Genomic DNA, 19,639 nt, shown 5'->3' on the forward strand with positions numbered 1-19,639 from the left:
ACCCTAAACCTACGTTAAGGCGGCGGGACTCCGCTGTTGCCGGCTTGTAACGGCTGCCACGGTCATAGGCGAGAGCAACCGCAACGTCCCAGGAGATCGCCGAGATGACCATGGCAGCGACGCCGTCCGAGCCGAGGGAGCGCACGCCCGAGGAACTGGTCGCCGAGTTCGAGCAGGAACGGCCGGCCCGCAGACTGTCTCCCCCGTTGTCCGCGGCCGTGTCCGCGGTGTGCGTCGCGCTCTCGGTCTTCGCGCTCTATGTGGTCTTCTTCCCGCTGGCCAACGGCAGCCAGTACTACCTGACGGTCTTCCTCGCCGCGACGCTGCCGCTGGTCTTCCTGACCCACCGCGGAACGGTGCGCGTACCGGCACTGCTGCTGCGGTGGCACCGGGGCGGCGGTACGGCATCGGGCCAGGGGGCGGCTGCCCGCCCCGACAACCCCGGGTGGCTCGACTGGCTGCTCGCCGCGTCGGCGCTCGCCGTGTGCCTCTACCCGCTGCTGGAGTTCGACGCTTTCATCGAGCGGCGGCAGCTGCCCACGGCACTCGACGTGGTGGCCGGAGTCGCCGTGATCCTCCTGGTCCTGGAGGCGTGCCGCCGGACCACCGGCTGGGTGCTTCCGGCCTTCTGCGCGGCCTTCCTGCTCTACGCGTACTACGGCGGACTGCTGCCGTACGACTGGTCGCTGGCGCACGGCGGCTTCGACATCGACGCGATCGCGGCCCACTTCTTCATGAGCACCGACGGCCTCTACGGCGTGCCGCTGAACGTGGCCGGTACCTACATCATCCTGTTCACCATCTACGGCGCGGTCCTCGACATCTCAGGTGCCGGCAAGTTCTTCATCGACCTTTCCTTCGCGGCCTTCCGCGGCTCCCGCAGCGCCCCCGGTCGTACGGTGACCGCCGCAGGCTTCCTGCTCGGCACCGTCTCCGGTTCCGGCACCGCGACCGCGGTCAGCCTGGGCTCGGTCGCCTGGCCCATCCTGCGCCGGTCCGGCTACGGCAAGGAGCAGGGCGGCGGAGTGCTCGCGGCCGCCGGGATCGGCGCGATCCTCTCCCCGCCCACCCTGGGCGCCGCGGCGTTCATCATCGCCGAGTACCTGAGGGCCAGTTACCTCACCGTCCTGCTGTACGCCCTGGTGCCCACGCTCCTGTACTACCTGGGCATCGTCCTCGCGGTCGAGATCGACGCCCGCAAACACCAGGGACAGCCCGTGGTGGGGGAGGAGCGCACATCGGCGCTGCGGCTGCTGGGACGGTTCGGCTACCACTTCCTCTCCCTCTTCATGATCGTTGGCTTCATGGCGATGGGACTGCCCCCGTTCAAGGCGGTGGTCTACGCGACGGTCCTGCAGTTCCTGCTGTCGTTCCTCGATCCGCAGCACAGGATGACGCCACGAAGGCTTTGCGCAGCCCTCGCCGAGGGCAGCAGGTCGGTGCTCCCGGTGGTCGTCACCTGCGCCGCGGCGGGCATCATCGTCGCCGTCGTCTCCCAGACCGGCCTCGGCCTGAACCTCGCCTCGGTCATCGTCGACGCGGCCGGGGCCTTCGGCGACAACGCGACCGCCGAGCTGATCCTTACGGTCGTCTTCGCGGCGGTGTCGGTGTCCATCCTCGGGCTCGCGGTGCCGGTCACCGCGTCCTTCATCATCGCCGCGGTGATCATTGCGCCGGCCCTGCTCTCGCTCGGGGTCGCCACTCACGAGGCGTACATGTTCATCTTCTACTACGCCGTGCTGTCCGAGGTGAGCCCGCCGACGGCGATGGCGGCAGCGGCCGCCGCCGCCATCACCGGTGGCAGTCCGATGCGCACCATGGTGGCCACCTGGAAGTACTCCCTGCCGGCTTTCCTGGTGCCGTTCGCCTTCGTCCTCACCGACAACGGCGCCCAACTGCTCGGCACGGGGAGCCTGTCGGGCGTCGCATGGACCACCGCGGTCTCCGCCCTGGCAGTCGCCGCGCTGGCCGCGGCCACCGGAGGCCGGCTGCTCGGTCCGGCAGGCCCTGTGGTGCGTGGGCTGTGCGCGGTCGCCGCGCTCTGCCTCCTCTACCTCGAACCCGCCGCGATCACCGCTGGTTTCGTGGCACTCGCACTTGCCGTCGGCGCCCGCCTGGTGCGCCGCAGGCAGCAGACCCGAGCGGTTCCCACTGCGGGTCAGGACCGTGAAGCGGAAACCATCATGGAAGGACAGCTCCACTCATGAAGCACCGAATGCGCGCCCCGCGCCTCAACGTCGCCGTTGCCGCTGTTGTCATCGCCCTCTCCGCCACCGCCTGCGGCGGCGGGAAGCAGACCGCCGACGCGGCTGCGGGCAGCGGGAAGGGAGGTCGGCTGACCATCGCGACCGGCCCAACCACGGGCGTCTACTACCAAATCGGTGGCGGCCTCGCCGATCTGATCTCCGACGACATCGACGGTTACCGGGCCACCGCCACTACCACCGGCGCGTCCGTGCAGAACATCGAGGGTCTGGGGGCCGGCTCCTACGACCTCGCGTTCTCCCTGCTGGACACCGCCAGTGACGCTGTCGAGGGCAGGGAATCGTTCTCCCAGCCCCAGGAGATCGAGGCCCTGACCCGGCTCTACCCGAACTACACGCAGGTGCTGGTCCGGGCCGACTCGGACATCGAGTCCCTTGAGGAACTCAAAGGCAAGAGAGTCTCGATCGGGGCACCCGGTTCCGGAACCGAGGTGATCGCCAACCGGTTGCTCAAGGCCGCCGGCCTGGACCCCGCTCAGGACATCGAGGCCGAGCGCCTCGGCCTGCCGGAGTCCGTGGACGCGATGAAGGACGGCACCGTCGATGCGCTCTTCTGGTCCGGTGGACTGCCCAGCGGTGGCATCACCGACCTCACCACCAGCCTCAAGGGCAAGGTTCGCTTCCTGGACGTCACGCCCCAGCTTCCCGCCCTCACCAAGAAGTACGGCGACTTCTACCAGCGGGGTTCCATCCCAACGTCCGTGTACGGGCAGCCGAAGGCCGTTCCCACGATCGTCGTGCCCAACGTCCTGCTGGTGAAGAAGGGCTTCGACCCCGATCTCGCCGCGAAGATCGTCAACCTGATCTACGAGAAGAAGAGCGCTCTGGAGAAGGTGAACGCGGCCGCGGCGGAGATCGACCTCGACCACGCCGACGAGGCCGCCCCCGTCCCGCTGAACCCTGGCGCCGAGGAAGCGCTCAGGGCCCTGGTCAAGAAGCCGTGACGACATCCAGACGGAGAGGTAGGAGGTCCGGTGCAGCCGGCGCCGGGCATCCCCCTCCAGACCCGGACCGCCGAGCACTGCGCTCCACCCCGGACCGCCGCGCCAAGGGATGAACACGATGCAGATCCTGAGAACTCCCCTGGTCCACAACTTCCCCGTGGCTGCGGAGGATCAAGCGGTGCCGAAGGCCCGTCGGCTGGTCCTGCAGGTGGTCCGTGACTGGGGTCTGCCGCTGCCGGACGAGACGCTGGACGAAACCGCGCTGTTGTCCAGCGAGGTGATCGCCAACGCGGTGCGGCACGCCGCCGGGCCGTGCGACGTGACGGTGCGCTGGACGGGTCTCCGACTGCGGGTGGAAGTGACCGATACGGCTCCTCGGCTGCCCTCTCCGCGTACCCACGCGCTGTACGCGGAGAGCGGCCGGGGCCTGATGCTGGTCGCGTCGTTGGCTGCAGCCTGGGGCACCACGCCCACCGCTACGGGGAAGGTCGTCTGGTTCGAGATGACGCCCCCTGCGACGCCGACCGCGGCCCTCGATGAGCTGGCGTCGTGACGCCGACGCCTCAAGTCCCCAACCTGCGAACAGCTCCGTGCCACCAGAGGGATGACGATGATTCTGAGAACGTTCGGCTGGTCGTTCGCCATCACGGCGCTCGGTGTCGCCTTCGCCGCGTGGCAGTGGGGATGGGAAGCGTTCGGGCTCGTCCTGATCCTATCGATCCTCGAGATCTCGCTGTCCTTTGACAACGCGGTTGTCAACGCCGGCATCCTGAAGAAGCTGAACACCTTCTGGCAGAAGCTCTTCCTCTCCGTCGGCATCCTGATCGCGGTGTTCGGTATGCGACTGGTCTTCCCTCTCCTGATCGTCGCCATCAGCGCGAAGGTAAGTCCGATCGAGGCCGTCCAGCTCGCCATGGACAAGCCGGGGCAGTACGAGGCCCTGGTGACCGACGCCCACGCCGTGATCGCGGCGTTCGGCGGAATGTTCCTGCTGATGATCTTCCTGAACTTCATCTTCGAGGACCGCGACCACAAGTGGCTGGGCCGGCTGGAGCGCCCGCTGGCCAGGCTCGGTAACGTCGGCAGGCTGCCGGTCTGCATCGCGCTCATCGTCCTGCTGGTCTCCACGATGACCTTCGCCACCCAGGCCCATGTCAGCAGCGGCCATGCCGACAAGACGGCCCCCGTCCTGCTCTCCGGCGTCGCCGGCCTGATCACTTACCTCATCGTCGGCGGGCTCTCGAGCTCCTTCGAGAACAGGCTCGAGGAACCGGAAGGGGAAAAGTGGGAGCACGAGCCGGAGGAGCAAGCCGGGGCCGGAAGTAGGCCGGTCTCCGCCGTCGCCCTCGGTGGCAAGGCCGCCTTCTTTCTCTTCCTCTATCTGGAGGTCCTGGACGCCTCTTTCTCCTTCGACGGTGTCATCGGTGCCTTCGCCATCACCAACCACATCTTCTGGATGGCTCTGGGCCTGGGCATCGGCGCCATGTACGTGCGGTCACTGACGGTCTACCTGGTCCGCCAGGGCACCCTGGACGAGTACGTCTACCTCGAGCACGGCGCGCACTATGCCATCGGTGCCCTCGCCGTCATCCTGCTGATCACCATCCAGTACGAGATCAGCGAGATCATCACCGGACTCGTCGGTGTCTTCCTCATCGCGGCCTCCTTCCTCTCGTCCGTGCGGCATAACCGTGCCCACGGCGTGGAAGAGCACGAGGTCGATGCGGCCCTGGACACCTGGCGGGCCTGGTACGGATCCGAGCCACCACGGCCACTGCCTGGGCCGCGGCCACCGGACGGTCTCCACGATCCCGCACAACCCCGGTGATCACGCGGTGGCCGTGCCCGGCTCCGCCGCACGACGCGAAGCCGTACTGAGAGAACCTCACTGCCGCCCCGCAGTCTTCGGGCCCGCCGTCTCCTCCCCGCGGCGGGCCCGGATCGAGCCCGGGCGGGGGGCCTCGTATGCGGGCTGGGCAACCTACTCCCGATATTGCCCTGGTGCGGGGCGATCGCCGCACGCGCTGATCCTCGCTCTGTGTATTCCGCTGGCCGCCCGTGCCGGAGCGCTACGGGCGGCTACGCGCGGCCGACCGCAGTTCTGGGGCTTTTCTGAACGCCCCACCGCTCAGGGCTCCTTGGGCAGGGCCGAGCGCGGTCACGCGGGCGCCCAGGTCGTGCACCGAGGGGGTGAGACCTTTGCATGTACGCGGTGCGGACGCTCCGGGCAGTTGAGGTTGACCCGCGGCCGCTGTCGGTGCACTTCCTCCCAAGATCACGAGCGCCCGAGATCGGCTAGCGTCGGTCGCATCCACCAGGCCTCGCTCCGGATGCCGTGCAGCAAGGACTGTCGTGCCCCCGCTGGCCAACTCCGCTGGATTCATTCCACGAATGTGCGCCAAGACGGTACGTGCATCATGACTGGCCCGCGCGTGGCGCCTTCTCACCTCCTCTCACAGGTCTCTCACGGACTGGGTGTCACAAGGCGGCAGACGGTGTCATGCTGGTGGTAGTGAAACAGGACCTGACCTGCACCACCTGGACGCAGCAGGATTGGCGATAACAGGACGACACGCGGTGTCGACTGCTGGGGGTCAAGGGGTCGCAGGTTCAAATCCTGTCGTCCCGACGGTGTCGAAAGGCCCGCTGAGATGGGAGAGTTCCCAGCTCAGCGGGCCTTTCGCGATTCTGTCAGCGACTGCCAATCTCACGGCCCGTCAGGCGCTTGGGGACCACGTGGGGACGGCGCCGGAGAAGAAGTCCCTGATCAGACCCTGTTTCCTTGGGGACCAAGATCGTGATCGGTTTGCCACCTGTTGTTAGCTACCTACAACGACCGCAGTGACGTGGCCAGTGCCGCCGAGGGGGCGGGCGCGCCGGACGGGTGGGCGCTGAGGGACCTGCCGGCCTCGGCGACCGCCCGCAGATCCGGGTGGAGATACCGCTGCGTGGTCAACAGCGAGCCGTGACCCGCGATGACCCGCAGCACGTGGAGGGGGACGCCGGCGTCGGCCATCCAGGTTAGGCCGGTGTGGCGTAGGTCGTGGCGTCGGAGGTGTTCGTATCCGAGCAGGTTGACGACCTCGTCCCAGTGGGTGGCGTCGCGCAGCACGGCGGTGCTGATCCGACCGCCCCGAGGACCGGTGAACAATCGGGCATCCGGATTGGAGCCGGCGGCCAGGAGCCGCTCGGCGACCAGAGGCCGCACTTCCTCGATCAGAGGGATACGGCGCGTCATCTTCCCCTTGGTGCCCTTGTCGGCCAGACCACCGGGGGAGGGAGTCGTCTGACGGCGCACCGTCCAGATCCAGTTGACCGGGTCGATATCCTTGACGCGGACGCCGGACACTTCGCCGATGCGGGCAGCGGTGCAGGCGGCGAAGGTGACCACGTTGCCCCAGCCGATGTAGTGGCCGTGGGACCGCTGGACGAGCTGTACCGTGCCAAAACCCGGATCCGGCCTGTCGCCTGGCGTGATTCCTGGTCCCTCAGGCTGCTCGGTGGTACTCGTTGATGAGGCCGCCGAGGACTTTGTGTCGCTGGACCGCGGTGTCCAGCGGGATCACGGTGACCGGGTCGTGGTCGGGCGGGAGTTGATTGCGGCCCTGGTGTGGCCGATGGGTATTGAAGTGCCGGGCGTATGCGTCCAGGACGGTGACGGCATGCCGTTCCCGGTAGAGGAGGAGTCGGTCGGTGCACTCGTCGCGGACGCTGCGTACGAACCGCTCCGCGTACCCGTTCGCTGCGGGCAGACGAGGCGGGATCTTCACCACCTCCACGCCCTCGGAGGTAAAGACGGCGTCGAAGGCGGCCGTGAACTTCGTATCCCGGTCCCTGATCAGGTGGCGGAAGGATCCGATCCGGGTGCCGAAGTCGGCGAGGAGATTGCGGGCCTGCTGGGTAACCCAGTCGGCGGTGGGGTGGTCGGTGACGCCGAGAATGTGGACGTGTCGGGTACGGACCTCCATGACGAACAGGACATACAGCCGATGCAGGTTGATCGTGTCCAAGTGGAAGAAGTCGGTGGCCAGGAGCCCTTCGGCCTGCGTGCGCAGGAAGTTGCGCCAGGTCGGGTCGCCCTGTCGGCGCGGTGCCGGGCCCAGTCCCGCGCGGCTGAGGATGCGGCGGATCGTGCCGGCTCCCACTCGGTGACCCAGGCCGAGCAGTTCGCCCTGGATCCGTCGGTGTCCCCACCGCGGATTGTCCCGGGCCATGCGGATGACCAGAGCGCATGTCTCCTCGCCGACTGCTGGGCGTCCGCCACGCGGGGGATAGGTCCACTTCCGGGAGACCAGTCGACGGTGCCAGCGCAGCAATGTCCCCGGGGTGACCAGCCGCACTCGGCGCAGCTCGCGCGGCAGCAGCCGGGCCAGGACGGTGAGTACGGCGCGGTCCGGCCAGGACCAGCGCGGCTGCGGATGCTGCCGCCGCAGGACCGCGACCTCATGCCGCAACACGAGAAGCTCGACGGTCTTGCTCGCGTCGCTGCGCACGAGAAGTACGAGCCATCCAAAGACCTGACGCAAGGCCAGATAGAGCAGCCGGAAGAACATGAGCAATGATCCTGCCGGGACTCGGTCTCTACCGCGAACCTGCAGGTCAACTCATGCGGCCGCGTTCTGGCACGGTGCAGCCCTCGTAGGGCTCGCACCTGCGGCTTGGTCATGCACGGCTGTGACGACCACCGCGGACTCGCTGACCTGCGCTTTTCGACCGTGAGACGTAGGGAGGCCGTACCGTGTGTGCCCCAGGGGCGCACACGGTACGGCCGCTTGTCCAAGACGGAACACGGACTTGACCTGTGGCTTCGAGCGAAGCGCGAGCCGCAGGTTGGGCGCCCCCGGCGGGACGCCAAACAGAAGGTGGAAGGTCTGACCAGGGATTTCTCACCGGGCGACTGGTCATCGAAGGCCGGTTTGAGCTCCCTGCGCGGAGGACAGTCTGATGGCCGCTACGAAGCCGACGACGATTACTCACAGTCAGGCCAAGGTCAGGTTGGAGCGGCGGATTACTCTCCGTGCGGTAACCGTGATGATGACTGCGGTGGTCGGCCTGGCGTTCCTCTTAGGCTTCGGCAATGTGTGGACCTTGGCGATGCGATTGGGGGTGCCTCCGTGGGTGGCGCCGCTGGTGGCGCCGGCGGTGGACCTGTCGGTCATGGGCCTGCTGCTGGGAACTCGGTACCTCGCCCTGCATGGTGCGCGTCCTCAGCAGCTTCGTCCCGCCCGTCGACTCTTGGTCTTCTTCAGCACCATAACGTTGGCGCTGAATGTGACCGATCCGCTCATCGCCGGTCAGGTGGGCAAGGCAGCTTTCGACGCAGTCGGGCCGCTGCTGCTCATCGGTTGGGCCGAGGTTGGTCCGGGTTTGTTACAGGCCATTAGAGAGCTTCAAGCGCTGGGGTTATGGGCGAAGTCGAGTCCAGTTCTGGTGATGAAGGCGTCGATGAGCCCGTCGCGGTGCTGCATGCGTTTGAGTCGGGTCTTGACCAGCCTGGTCAGCTGGTCCAGGGAGCGCTTGGTGAGATTGGCCAGGGATGTCTTCAGGTGGGCCCATACGGCTTCGACTGGGTTGAGTTCGGGAGCGTAGGACGGCAGGTGGTAGACGTGCAGCCAGTCGCGGGCTGCGATCAGCTGCCTCATCCGCACGCTGCGGTGGGTGTTGAGGTTGTCCCACACCAACACGATCGGCCCTCCGAGTTGCTGGTGGGCGGCGTCCAGCAGCCTGGCGTAGTCGGTCTCGGCGAAGCCCTTACGGCCGTCGTGGCGGCTGCGCCATGGGCGGGTGCGGTAGTCCAGGGGGGTGTGCTGTCCGTGCTTGTGGCACACCAGCGCGGCCAGCGAGAGCCGGACCGTGCCAGCGGCGGTAACGCGGACGACGGGGGTGTGCCCCGCTTTCCCCAGGTGCGGCCCTTGGGCGGCCTCAGCCCTTGCCCGGCCTCGTCCTCGAAGCAGAGCCAGGCGCCCAGGTCCGCCGCCTTCTTTTATGGCGGGCCACTGCTCGGCCTTCCACTCGGCGATCTTCTCCTCGTCTCGCTCGGTGGCCCGCTGGGAGGGGACCTGCACGCTCCAGCCCATGCGGTGCAGCAGCAGGTCCACGCCGGCCAGGGTGTACTGCGCCCGGAAGCGTCGATGGATCAGCTCCGCGATCCGCGCCAGGTCCAGCGCTGGTCCTCCGCCCAGCCGTGCGCTGCCGGACCCGCCTGCAGCAGAGCTTCCAACTCCCGTAACTGGGTGCCCGTGAGCTTGCACGTCGCACCCCCCGGGCCCTTGGAGGCCAGGGCCTGCCGGCCTCCGGCCTTGAACGCCCGATGCCAGCGGTTTGCCGACATCCGCGAGACCCGTAAGCGCTGGGCCACCTCCCGCTCGGACGCACCCGCAGCGAACATGTCGGCAGCCTCGAACCGCACCCGCTCACGCCGAGCCCGTTCCTCGGCGGTCAGACCGCCCCCATCGGGATACCTCATGCTTCCGGCATAGCCAACAGGGCGTCAGATGTCAGCGGTGCAGCAGGGCGCATAACCCCAGCGCTTGAAGCTCTCTAGCCCGTTGGCCAGGGCGAGCAATCCAGCAACAGGCCCGGTCAATGTCGACGACCCACCGTTCCTCCCTGTGACGGTGCCCGGCATGCGACCTGTGATTGCGCGTGCCCTCGAGTGAGCTGTTGCGTCACCGGGGCGGTCAGGTCGATTCTGCTCGCCCCCCGACAGTGCCCAGACAGTGCCCAGCTCACGGGTATACTGCGGGTCTACGGCTGGGCAGGCAGCGGCTGTTCAGTCCAGATGCACTTGCCGTCGATGGTGTAGCGGGCGCCCCAGTGCTGGGAGAACGCGGCAACGAGCTGGAGTCCACGTCCGCCTTCGTCGGTTTCGGCGGCTCGGCGGATCCTGGGAGTCGCCTGGCTGCCGTCGAAGACCTCGCAGATCAGGGTCCGGCTGAGCAGCAGGCGCAGCTGGATGGGACCCTTGGCGTGCCGAACGACGTTGCCGACTAGTTCGCTGGCCAGCAGTTCCGTGGTCATCAACAGGTCGTCGAGGTGCCAGGCGGTGAGCTGCTCCCGGACATGCCTGCGCGCCAGGCCAGCGGCCACGGGCTCGGCGGGAAGCGGCCAGGACGCGATGTTCTGGGGAGCCAGCCGCTGAACGCGAGCGATGAGCAGGGCGGCGTCATCCGTGGTCAGCTCCTGGGCGGGCAGCAGCGTGGTGGTGAGGGCGTCGCACAACCGGTCGAGGTGTTCGCGTGCGTCACACGGATCGGGGCGTGGCGCCCGCCCGTCGCCGCTCGGGCCGACCGAGGACCCGGTGCGGAACGCGCCTGGGCCGACGGTGAGGCATCGGGCCACGGCGGCCATGCCACTGTCGATGTCGCGGGTGGCCGACTCGACCAGACCGTCGGTGTACAGCACAAGCAGGCTGTCTTCGGGCAGATGCAGCTGGATGGTGCTGAACGGAGGCTCAGCTGCGCCCAGGGGCGGGTCGGGGGGCAGGTCCGCGAAGAACACGGTGCCGTCGGGAAGGGCAATGGCGGGTGGGGGATGGCCCGCTGAGGCGAGGAAGCACAGGCCAGTGGTGGGGTCGTAGATGGCGTACAGGCAGGTGGCGTAGAGGTCGTCGCCGAGGTCGCTGACGAGGTCATTGAGGTGAGCAAGGATCTCGTCGGGCGGCAAGTCCAGGTCGGCCAGGGTGTGCACGGCGGTGCGCAGGCGTCCCATCGTGGCGGCCTCGGTCAGCCCGTGGCCCATGACATCGCCGATGACGAGGGCGACGCGGTCCGCCGACAGCGGGATGACGTCGTACCAGTCGCCGCCGATGCCAATGCCACTCCTGGCGGGCAGGTAGCGGGCTGCGGCAACGACGGCGGGCGTGGAGGGCAGTGCGCGCGGGAGCAGGCCACGCTGCAGCTCCTGGGCGCGGGCGTGCTCGGTGTCGTACAGGCGGGCTCGGGCCAGGGCCTGGCCGACCAGTCCGCTGAGCGCGGTGAGCAGGGCGCGCTCCTCGCCGGTGAAGTGGTGAGGCTCGTGGAACGAAATGGCGCAGCAGCCTATCGGATCCCCGGAAGCGATCAGAGGGAGGAACGCCCATGCCTGCTTCCCCGACGCAGCCGCCCTTTCGGCCATCCCCGGGTAGAGCGCGATGTACTCGGCCGGCGAGCCCATGAATATCGGCAGACGGGTGCGGAGCACGTCGTTGAACGGGGAGCTGTGGGCTTGCGGCGTCTCGGTGATGCCGCGGAGGAAGTCCGGCGAGTACCCCACAGACCCGACCACGTGCCGACGGCCGCTCTCGAACACCTCGACCACCAGACCTGCGGCATCGAAGGGCGGCAGCACATACTCCGCGACGACCTCGACCACGTCCCGTGCGGTCACCGCATAGGTCAGGGCGCTGGTCAGCTTGCCGATCGGGGCGGTTCGCTGAGCTGTGGCGCGTTCGGCAGCCGCGCGCTGCGCAACGCGGATCTTCGTCTCGGTGACATCGGTGACGTAAAGCGTCAGGCCATTGGGTACCGGGACCAGCCGTATGTGGTACCAGCGCTCATCGGTCGGCCACTGGACGTCGCAGCCCACCGGCGCACCGTCGGCGGCGGCCTGCCGACACCGGGCTTCCAGGCCGGGCACCCTGCCGGCAGGACCGTCCCACAGCACTCGCCCGAGCACGTCCTCTGCCGGCCCGAGGAGGCGCTCGGCCTCGACGTTGATGTACGAGGTCCGCCAGTCGCCGTCCACCACGAGGAACCCGTCACGCAGGTACCGCAGCGCATGGACGACAGGCTCCTGGGCGATCAGCGGGTAGGAGCCGGCCGGCTGCTCTCGCCACCACCGGCGGCTCACCCCGGCGGTGGTCGACTGCGGAACTCGTTGTGCTGCCCAGCGCGCCACTGCCGGCAGGAAGGCCCGCTGCCCGGCCGTCGGCTCACCCGAAGCCGTCAGTACGGACAGGGCCCCCAGCGGTGCGTCCGGGCCGGGTATGGGAACGGCTGCCACCATGGTGGCAGTCGGCAACGACAACGTTACGGATCGCGACGCAGCGGTGTCGTGGGTGTCGTCCGGTAGCGAACCCGCGGCATCGACCACGGGCATCCACGCAAAGGTGCCGTCGCGCACGGCATGGGTAGGCGCCCCGGAAGGTGCGTCCGCCCCGATCTCCTCCCACCCCTGGAATGCGGCCCGAGGGAGTCCGCTGACGACGGCCAGATGTAGGGGGCGACCACCTGACGGCCCGCACCAGTGCGCCATCCCCGCCAGTCCCGTGAGCTCGGCCACCGCCTGGTCCAGCGCGTACTGCAGGGCCTCACCGCCCGTGAGCCCGGTGCCGGCGGCCGCGAGCATGGACAACCGATGCTCCGCCGAGGACTCCGTGGAGGTCACCGGGCCTGCGGAGATCCGGCTTGGTTCTGGCACCATTGGCAATCCCTCACGCGACACAACATACATTTTTGCCCAAACGATATAAACCCTCGCAGCCGCAGCCGCAGCCGCAGCCGCAGCCGCAGCAGACCGCGACGGAACGCCGGCCCAGGGGTCTCGCACGCGATCACGCACACGCTATGGCGTGTGCCGACAGCAGGGGTCGGCTGACTTCTCTGCCAGTCGGCGTGAGGGAGTGCCGTTCCCCTTTTCCCCCGCGAGGTCCAGGCCCGGCTTTTCCCCCGCGAGGTCCAGGCCCGGCGTGACGGCCGGAGTGAGACTGTCCCGGATGCACGAGCGTCAACCACCGGCACAACCGGCGTCAGGGATGCCTTCGAAACCATTGCGTGCCATCGTCACTGCGGCCCGACGGGCTTCCGCTCCGGCGGTGTCTCCACGGACATGCTCCCCACCCGCGGTCGTGCTCCCCGGCGGCACCTTCGACTTCCTCGATGTCCCCGCCAGGCCCCGGCTGGGCGTCGGCGGCCTGCCCTTCGAGACCGCCGAGCTTGACCTGCCCGAGGGCAGCCTGCTGGCCCTCTACACCGACAGCCTCATCGAATCCCGCGATCACGACGTCGGCGTGGGCGTGGGTCTGCGCCGCGCGCTGGCCGAGCCCGCCTCCTGGAGACCGTCTCTTCGACGACGGCATCGTCCAGCCGTTGATCCGCTCCCCGTAGCGGTGGGCGAGGTCAGGCACGTTCACCGCTACGGCCAGCCACCCGGGCGCGGCGGCCGCGAGGGCCTCCAGCGCGGCCCGCACGCTCTGGCCGGCCAACTCCAGCCGGTTCAAATCCCGCACCGCGCTGATCACATGGGTCGAATCGGTGCGCTGCTTGCCCCCGGCCGCCACCAGTCCGGCGTCCTTGCAGTGCTCCAGGAGCCGGTCGAAGACCAGCCGCTCCATGCCGTGTTCGGCCAGCCGGGCCCGGAAACGGGATAGCACACCGTCGTCGAACCCAGTATCCGTCAGCTCCGCACCGATCGCGTACTTCCAGTCGATCGCCCGCACTGCCATCGCCGCGGCCTGCCGGTCGGTCAGGTTCTCCGCGAACTGCAATACGGTGACCAGCGACAACACCCCCCGGCGAGAGCCCCGGAGCACCCCGCACCCCGAACGCACCGGCAAATGGCTCGTCCACGAAGACCTCGCCGAGCCGGTTCCGCACCCGCATCGCCAGGCTTCCCTTCGGGAACGCCGCACACGCCACCGCAATGGTCTGCTCCGGGACCGGCGGCAGTCCCCCCCGGCTGTAACGACATCGCTCACCCTCCCCGCGGCCGCGTGACAGAAGACGGCCACAGAGACGATCATCCCGCGGCGGCAGGACACAGCCCCGAGAATTGCGCAGCAGAGTCGGCAACAGCCTGGCAGCTCACCGAGTTGGCCGACGTGATCGCAGTTGCTTACCGGGGCCGGTGATTACCAATCACTTCCGCGAGAGATGTCCATCCGGCCTGCCTTCAAACTGCTCGGTGCGTCCGACCTCAGTTCCCAAACGGCCCCTCCGGGCGGACCTCCGACGCCGAGTGCGCGTGGGCCGGAACCGCGTTGTCACCGCCTTCATGCACCGAGGTCATCAGGACGGCGAACCACACCAGGAGGATCTGAGTCACCAGACCGATGATCAACGGCGCGATCAATTTGGTGCCGACGACGCCGCCGCCGCTGACGTCTGTACCCGTGGTCGTCGCGTCGACGGCGAGCATGCCCGTGTAGTGCATACCGCTGATGGCGATCCCCATGACCGTCGCCGCGGCCACGGTCGCCGTCTTTCCGGCCACCCGGAGCGTTGCCCACAAGGCCGCGGTGGCTGCGATGACGGCAATGAGGACGGATAGCAGGACAACCTGCCCCGAATATCGGATGACCCCCGGGAATTGCAGGGATGCCATGCCGATGTAGTGCATGGCGGCCACTCCGAGCCCCGACACCAGTCCGCTGCCGAGTAGGGCGTACCACGATCTGCGCACACCGGCGGCGAGCATGCCGAGTCCTACGATGACCACCGCGACGATCAGACTCAGCGTCGTGAGCGTTACGTCGTACCGCAATTCGACCCCGTGGACCGAGAATCCGAGCATGGCGATGAAATGCATGCCCCAGATGCCCGATCCGAGGGTCAGGGCTCCCGCGGCCAGCCAGTTCCATCCCCTGCGCACACCTCGCGCGTGAAAGCGGCGGGCACAGGCGAGCCCGAGGGCGGAGCCCGTGCAGGCCGTCACATAGGCCATCACGGGATAGGCCGCGTTGGAGAACAGATGGTGCTGGACTATCACGACGAGTCCCCTTGGATGCCAACCACGTGTCTCGACACGGCAGGACAACGGCAGTTGGCCCTTGCCGATGCCGACTTCAGAAGTGCTCGGTGCCGAGCACGTTACGCACGGCACTCGCCGCGCTCTACCCGTTGGGCAACACCGTTAGCTCCTCGAAATCTGACAACGTTATCCATAAGAATTCACTCAATAATTCGACTGGAATCGTCCACGATTCTCCTGTCAAGGGTACGAAAATCCCGGACGCTCAGAGCGTCCGGTCAGCCGACGTGAGCCGTTCTGCACGGCGGAGAGGACCTTTGGGTCCCCCAGCACGACCAACCCGTCGGCGTGATGACGAGATCGGCGGTGCAGCTGTTGTCGGTGTATCCGTCGCTCCGAGATGTCGCCGACTGTCCGGCCAGAGCAGCGGACTCCAAACCCGCACGCCGCAGGTTCGAATCCTGCCGCCCCTGCCACACCTCGACAGCCACTTGGGGCGTCCACCTGGTCGGCAATGCGCGGCCCGTACGCTGAAGTGCCCGCGGACGGATAGCCCCGGTGGACGCGCAACCGGATGACGGACGTGACCAGCGCGCGTGGGCGGCCGCGCCTCAGGGAACCGGCAGTGACCTGACAGCCCATCGGCCCCGCGCACACACGCCAACTCTCAGACACACACCTAAAGCGTTGGCTAAAGTCACGCGGTCAGTAGTCGCGTACGGCAGGATCACCGGCAACCACGGGGCACTCGGCAACAGCACCTCACTTCCATGGTGAGAAAGGACGCATACGTGACGGAATCCCAGGTCACCCCCCTATGGCAGCAGGGCCGCGAAGCGGTCATCGCTGCCGCGGCTCCTTCCGACTGGCGTGACGGACCGCCGGACTACCATCTGTCGCACACGGTGATGCCTCACGAGCGGACCAGCCGTTTAGAGGCCGGTTCCCTCGAGGCGGTCGTCGAGAGCATCGTGCAGGTCTTCGAGATGGAGGTCTCGCACAAGGAAGATCCGCGGACATGGGTCTCCATGGTCACGGACCGATTCCGTACCCGGGTCAACGGCGGACCCTGGGCCAGTGCCAACGACATCGCCGAGCAGGGCAGTTACAACATCCTCATCGGTGACAGCGCCTTCTACCGCCGTGAGGAGGAGAGCTTCGAGTCCCAGCACGCGGTTTTCCACCGCGCCTTCCCTCAGGGCTTCTTCTGGGAGGTGCTCGACGTCCTCTCCCCGCCCCCCGTGGTCACGTTCAAGTGGCGGCACTGGGGCAGCTTCGAAGGCGCCTACAAGGGCTTCCAGCCGACCGGTGAGAAGATCGAGATGTTCGGCGTGAGCGTCGCCAAGGTCAGTGACGACCTCAAGCTGCTCGAGGTCGAGCACTTCTACGACCCCAACGCCTTCCTGGGCAGCCTGACAGGCGGCTGCCCGGTCGCACACACCACCTGACACACTGGCGGGCTCACCCGGATCCCGGCCAGGAGGGCCCGCCGGTGGCCACTCCTGCAGTCGCGGGTGAGGCAGGCGCCGACGGCTGGCCTCATGACTGACACTTCATCCGCTGCATTTCGTCAACCGTCCGTCTCCCGAAGCGCAAATTCCCGATTATTGTGGTGGACACCATCGCTGTGACCTGCGGCTTTCGCATGCTGTCCCTTCTGCGTCGAGGATCCCGCAATATGCGCTGCGGCACGATACCGAGTGCCGCCGACGGGACACGAGGCGTGCGCCGACCCCTCGAGCCGGCGGGGTGATCACCACGTATCTGGGCCCTGGCTCACATTCGGTGGTAGCGGAGGGTGACGTTATCCGAGGAGGATGCGGTGGCGTAGGAGAGTGAAGCCTGCTCTGCCGTGCATCTGCCGCGCGATCAGCTTGGTCTTGGTGTTGACGCCCTCGGTGGGTCCGTTGCTGTACGGGAGTGTGAGGGCGGCGATCACAGCGTCACGGTCTCGCTCCAGACCCCGGGTGAAGGCGTGCAGATGGGGCAGATCGGCTGCGCGGACCTGGGAGATCCAGTGCTCGAGCGCGTCGGCGTTTCCTGGCTGAGGCTTCAGGAGCTGGGCGAAGGTCCGGATGTGGGCGGCCAGTTGGGTCATCTCGGGGCAGGCGGCGGTGAGCCGGGCCAGGAGGTCGTGATGCTCGGCCTTGAGGTTGTCGGGCCTGGTGAGCAGCATCCGGGCGAGCCTGCGCGCAGAGATGTGGCTGCGGTCGGCGTCCGCGCGGCCTTGGTTGATGTACTTGTGCAGGAGGTTGAGACAGCCCGTGAAGCCGAGGGCCTTGATCTCTTCGAAGAGGTGCAGGACGGGGACGGCGGGGTCCTCGGCCCGGCGTTTGCGCAGATGCTCGCGGTAAGGGTCGACGAGGCCGGCACGGTATTTAGGGACACGCAGCATCCGCTCGGACTGATCGGCCCGGGCATAGCGCTTGACGGTGTTCAGTGCCAGTTGCAGACGGCGGGCGCATTCGAGCAGGCCCACGCCCTGGCCGAGAAGGTCGTGGACCTGGTGCCAGCGCTGAAGGGTGGTCTGTGCACGGGGCCCGCCGTACAGGGGCGCGTCCAGCACGGTGGCCCAGCAGCTACTGTGTGCCTTCACCTCACTCAGGGCGGCTTCGCACAGGTTGTGCCACAGATGCCGGCGATCAGCGACCTGTACCGCGTCGGGCAGGGCGCGGCGGATGGCCTCGGCATAGGTGGCCGAGCCGTCGCGGCACACGACCTCGACCCCCGGATGGGCACGCAGCCACGCCTCCAGGGTGTCGGCCGTGCGGTCGGGCACCACGTCGATCCGCTCATGGCTCTCGGCATCGATCACCACGGTGGCATAGCGGTGCCGCCGGCGCAGAGCGAAATCGTCGACGCCGATCACGCGGGCACCCGCCCAGTGGGCAACGCGATGCGCAACAGGGCGCGCAGCGCAGTGTGACGCGACAAGCCCACAGCGAGTTTCGCCAGCAAACGTGCCCCTGCCCGGCCCGCTAACTCCTTGACCACGCCTTGACTTGCCTGGTCAGACGGGCGGTGCGTCGCTGGTATCGCTCCAGTACCCCGGGCACCTGCTCGCGGAAGGTGTGGCGGCAGTCGCGCGTGGGACACACCAGGCGCCGCACCCGCACACGGACCACCACCCGCCGCCCGTCCACCGGCACGTCGGCCACGGTCCGCAGGTGATAGCCGTGCATACTCCCGGACAACGCCCCGCAGCCCGGGCACGGCACCGAATCCTCCCAGTCCGCGCCCGCACCAGGATCCGCTCCCCTTCGTCGACCACACCCTCGATGACCAGGGGCCCCAGCCCCGAAAACACCGTACTCACAAGCTCGTTGACATCTCTCATGTGAGTGGCAACGACACCGACGACGCTCCGTCACCACCGAATATGAGACAGGGCCTTTGACTGGACAGACCCCGATGGCGTCCGCAGTTCGTCTCCGACGCGGTTTTGGACGAGTCGGCCGTGCAGGTCGGCGCGGACGGCCTCGGCTGAAAGGGCGAGAGGCGGGCTCAGGTCTCGACTGAGCCCTGCGCTTGCCGAAAATGGCATCCGGCCAGGTCAGGCGGCATGCCGTACTCGTGGAGGATGCCGCTGAGGCGATCGCGCCGTCGTATGTCGAGGCGGGCTATGGCCTCGGGATTGGCAATCGGCGCTGGCAAGGGATCCAGCGGGCGGGCGTTTGCGATGCCCTGATGGGGCCGGTGGGAGTTGTAGAACTGCTCGAACTCCCGCAGGGTGTAAAGGAGGTGTCGCTCGTTCCAGACCAACGTCGGTCGAGGAGTTCGCGTCGGCATGTCTGCACCCATCGCTCCATGATGTTCTTCGCCGCTTGTGTTACCCAGGAGGCGGTTGGGTGTGCGGTGGCCCCAGGATCCGGATCCGCCGGTTGGCGTGCTCGATGACCGGGAATACGTGCAGCCGCGCTCCGGTCAGGGTGACACTTGATCGCTCAGGTCGAACCGCGACCTCTTCTTACCCATTTCTCGCTCCAGCACCGTGATCTGATGACGCAACGAGAGGATCTCGATGTCCTTATCCTGGTCGCTCATCGGCAGCAGGCGCAGCATGGCGAAGGCGTTCGTCACGCCCAGGCAGGCCAGTCGGAGCAGCACGGCCGATCATCATGCCGCGCTGATCGACAGCCGCGCGAGAGCGCTGGCCGGAGGGACCGCCGTCGAGATCCCGTACCCCGCGGACTGCCTCCCACCTGGGTGGATGAGGTTCTTGGCAAGCGCAGGGCCGAGCACTTCTCGTACTTCATGACCACGACCCTGCACAACCGCAGCCCCTCCACCGCGGTTCGAATCGGCCACGTCATTTCGCTCGCCGCGTGGCGCATGGGGGCGCAGGAGCCAGTCAGCCCTCCGCTTTGACCGCCAGGACGGGGCAATCCGCGTTGAGCAGGATCAGCTGGGCGGTGCTGCCGAGGAGGAATTTGCCGACGCGGCTCCGCCTGCGCAGCCCGATCACGATCAACTCGGCGGTCAGCTCTTCCCCAGTCGTCACGATCTCGTCAGCGGGTGACCGTCCCGCGTCCGGTTGGCGGATCTCATGCTCCACGCCGTTATCCTCTAGCCAGCGGCGCAGCCGGTCCAGATCGTCCTGCCGTGCGAGGGCCTTGTCGACGTAGGCGTCTTCGGCTGCGGCGTTGACCACGACGAGCCGCGCGCCGCGTCTGGAGGCCTCCCGGGCGGCCTCGTCCACCGCGGCTCGTCCTTCGGGGGTGGCTATGTAGCCGACGACAACGGTCATGGTGTCTCTCCTGTTTC

The 19,639-nt window shown here is 67.7% G+C and carries 11 protein-coding genes and 5 pseudogenes; 6 read left to right on the top strand and 10 right to left on the bottom strand.

Features of this window, described 5'->3' with window-relative positions; genetic code table 11:
• Nucleotides 1-104: 104 nt before the first annotated feature.
• The 4 genes from ACTWQC_RS32820 (at nucleotide 105) to ACTWQC_RS32835 (ending at nucleotide 5,036) form a co-directional block, all read left to right on the top strand.
• The gene (locus tag ACTWQC_RS32820; RefSeq protein ID WP_443319510.1) at nucleotides 105-2,207 is read left to right on the top strand and encodes a TRAP transporter permease; all 2,103 of its coding nucleotides are present in this window, start codon (nucleotides 105-107) and stop codon (nucleotides 2,205-2,207) included.
• Nucleotides 2,204-3,208, top strand: a complete 1,005-nt coding sequence (locus ACTWQC_RS32825; RefSeq protein ID WP_443319511.1) for a TAXI family TRAP transporter solute-binding subunit — start codon at nucleotides 2,204-2,206, stop codon at nucleotides 3,206-3,208. Before ACTWQC_RS32820 ends, ACTWQC_RS32825 begins: the two co-directional genes overlap by 4 nt.
• Nucleotides 3,209-3,326: 118 nt before the next feature.
• Entirely contained in the window at nucleotides 3,327-3,761 is a 435-nt protein-coding gene (locus ACTWQC_RS32830; protein ID WP_443319512.1) for an ATP-binding protein, read from the top strand.
• Nucleotides 3,762-3,818: 57 nt separating this feature from the next.
• Nucleotides 3,819-5,036 (top strand): DUF475 domain-containing protein, encoded by a 1,218-nt coding sequence (locus ACTWQC_RS32835; RefSeq protein WP_443319513.1) that lies wholly within the window; start codon nucleotides 3,819-3,821, stop codon nucleotides 5,034-5,036.
• A 999-nt stretch (nucleotides 5,037-6,035) separates the two neighbouring features.
• Here ACTWQC_RS32835 and ACTWQC_RS32840 read toward each other — a convergent pair.
• From ACTWQC_RS32840 to ACTWQC_RS32855, 4 genes and pseudogenes are all read right to left on the bottom strand, one after another.
• Nucleotides 6,036-6,599, bottom strand: coding sequence for a tyrosine-type recombinase/integrase (locus ACTWQC_RS32840; protein WP_443319514.1), 564 nt, complete (start codon nucleotides 6,597-6,599; stop codon nucleotides 6,036-6,038).
• Between the two features lie 97 nt (nucleotides 6,600-6,696).
• Entirely contained in the window at nucleotides 6,697-7,761 is a 1,065-nt protein-coding gene (locus ACTWQC_RS32845) for an integrase core domain-containing protein (RefSeq protein ID WP_443319515.1), read from the bottom strand.
• 837 nt (nucleotides 7,762-8,598) lie between these two features.
• A pseudogene (locus ACTWQC_RS32850) lies at nucleotides 8,599-9,674 on the bottom strand (IS630 family transposase).
• 281 nt (nucleotides 9,675-9,955) lie between these two features.
• The gene (locus ACTWQC_RS32855; RefSeq protein ID WP_443319516.1) at nucleotides 9,956-12,610 is read right to left on the bottom strand and encodes a SpoIIE family protein phosphatase; all 2,655 of its coding nucleotides are present in this window, start codon (nucleotides 12,608-12,610) and stop codon (nucleotides 9,956-9,958) included.
• Nucleotides 12,611-13,022: 412 nt separating this feature from the next.
• On the opposite strand from ACTWQC_RS32855, the pseudogene ACTWQC_RS32860 reads away from it, so the two are divergent.
• A pseudogene (locus ACTWQC_RS32860) lies at nucleotides 13,023-13,238 on the top strand (SpoIIE family protein phosphatase); the annotation flags it as partial.
• Between the two features lie 330 nt (nucleotides 13,239-13,568).
• On the opposite strand, the pseudogene ACTWQC_RS32865 reads toward ACTWQC_RS32860, so the two are convergent.
• Nucleotides 13,569-13,928 (bottom strand): annotated as a pseudogene (locus ACTWQC_RS32865) (hypothetical protein); the annotation flags it as partial.
• Between the two features lie 173 nt (nucleotides 13,929-14,101).
• On the bottom strand, nucleotides 14,102-14,848 hold the full coding sequence (locus ACTWQC_RS32870; protein WP_443319536.1) for an MHYT domain-containing protein: 747 nt from the start codon (nucleotides 14,846-14,848) through the stop codon (nucleotides 14,102-14,104).
• Nucleotides 14,849-15,666: 818 nt separating this feature from the next.
• Between ACTWQC_RS32870 and ACTWQC_RS32875 the strand changes: the two genes are divergently transcribed.
• Nucleotides 15,667-16,323, top strand: a complete 657-nt coding sequence (locus ACTWQC_RS32875) for a SnoaL-like polyketide cyclase (RefSeq protein WP_443319517.1) — start codon at nucleotides 15,667-15,669, stop codon at nucleotides 16,321-16,323.
• Between the two features lie 356 nt (nucleotides 16,324-16,679).
• Here ACTWQC_RS32875 and ACTWQC_RS32880 read toward each other — a convergent pair.
• The 4 genes and pseudogenes from ACTWQC_RS32880 to ACTWQC_RS32895 all read right to left on the bottom strand — a co-directional run.
• Nucleotides 16,680-17,771 (bottom strand): annotated as a pseudogene (locus ACTWQC_RS32880) (ISL3 family transposase); the annotation flags it as partial.
• An 82-nt stretch (nucleotides 17,772-17,853) separates the two neighbouring features.
• On the bottom strand, nucleotides 17,854-18,057 hold the full coding sequence (locus ACTWQC_RS32885; RefSeq protein ID WP_443319518.1) for a hypothetical protein: 204 nt from the start codon (nucleotides 18,055-18,057) through the stop codon (nucleotides 17,854-17,856).
• Between the two features lie 322 nt (nucleotides 18,058-18,379).
• Nucleotides 18,380-18,982 (bottom strand): annotated as a pseudogene (locus tag ACTWQC_RS32890) (integrase core domain-containing protein).
• A gap of 244 nt (nucleotides 18,983-19,226) precedes the next feature.
• Nucleotides 19,227-19,622, bottom strand: a complete 396-nt coding sequence (locus tag ACTWQC_RS32895; RefSeq protein ID WP_443319519.1) for a universal stress protein — start codon at nucleotides 19,620-19,622, stop codon at nucleotides 19,227-19,229.
• Between the last annotated feature and the right edge of the window lie 17 nt (nucleotides 19,623-19,639).

The organism is Streptomyces sp. 8N616 (genome assembly GCF_052246385.1).
Lineage (GTDB): Bacteria > Actinomycetota > Actinomycetes > Streptomycetales > Streptomycetaceae > Streptomyces.

What these genes read in the sequence shown, in the direction of transcription:
- ACTWQC_RS32895 (WP_443319519.1), bottom strand. Translation starts at nt 19,622, where the DNA reads ATGACCGTTGTCGTCGGCTACATAGCCACCCCCGAAGGACGAGCCGCG.
- ACTWQC_RS32830 (WP_443319512.1), top strand. Translation starts at nt 3,327, where the DNA reads ATGCAGATCCTGAGAACTCCCCTGGTCCACAACTTCCCCGTGGCTGCG.
- ACTWQC_RS32870 (WP_443319536.1), bottom strand. Translation starts at nt 14,848, where the DNA reads ATGGCCTATGTGACGGCCTGCACGGGCTCCGCCCTCGGGCTCGCCTGT.
- ACTWQC_RS32855 (WP_443319516.1), bottom strand. Translation starts at nt 12,610, where the DNA reads ATGGTGCCAGAACCAAGCCGGATCTCCGCAGGCCCGGTGACCTCCACG.
- ACTWQC_RS32820 (WP_443319510.1), top strand. Translation starts at nt 105, where the DNA reads ATGACCATGGCAGCGACGCCGTCCGAGCCGAGGGAGCGCACGCCCGAG.
- ACTWQC_RS32885 (WP_443319518.1), bottom strand. Translation starts at nt 18,057, where the DNA reads ATGCACGGCTATCACCTGCGGACCGTGGCCGACGTGCCGGTGGACGGG.
- ACTWQC_RS32835 (WP_443319513.1), top strand. Translation starts at nt 3,819, where the DNA reads ATGATTCTGAGAACGTTCGGCTGGTCGTTCGCCATCACGGCGCTCGGT.
- ACTWQC_RS32845 (WP_443319515.1), bottom strand. Translation starts at nt 7,761, where the DNA reads ATGTTCTTCCGGCTGCTCTATCTGGCCTTGCGTCAGGTCTTTGGATGG.
- ACTWQC_RS32825 (WP_443319511.1), top strand. Translation starts at nt 2,204, where the DNA reads ATGAAGCACCGAATGCGCGCCCCGCGCCTCAACGTCGCCGTTGCCGCT.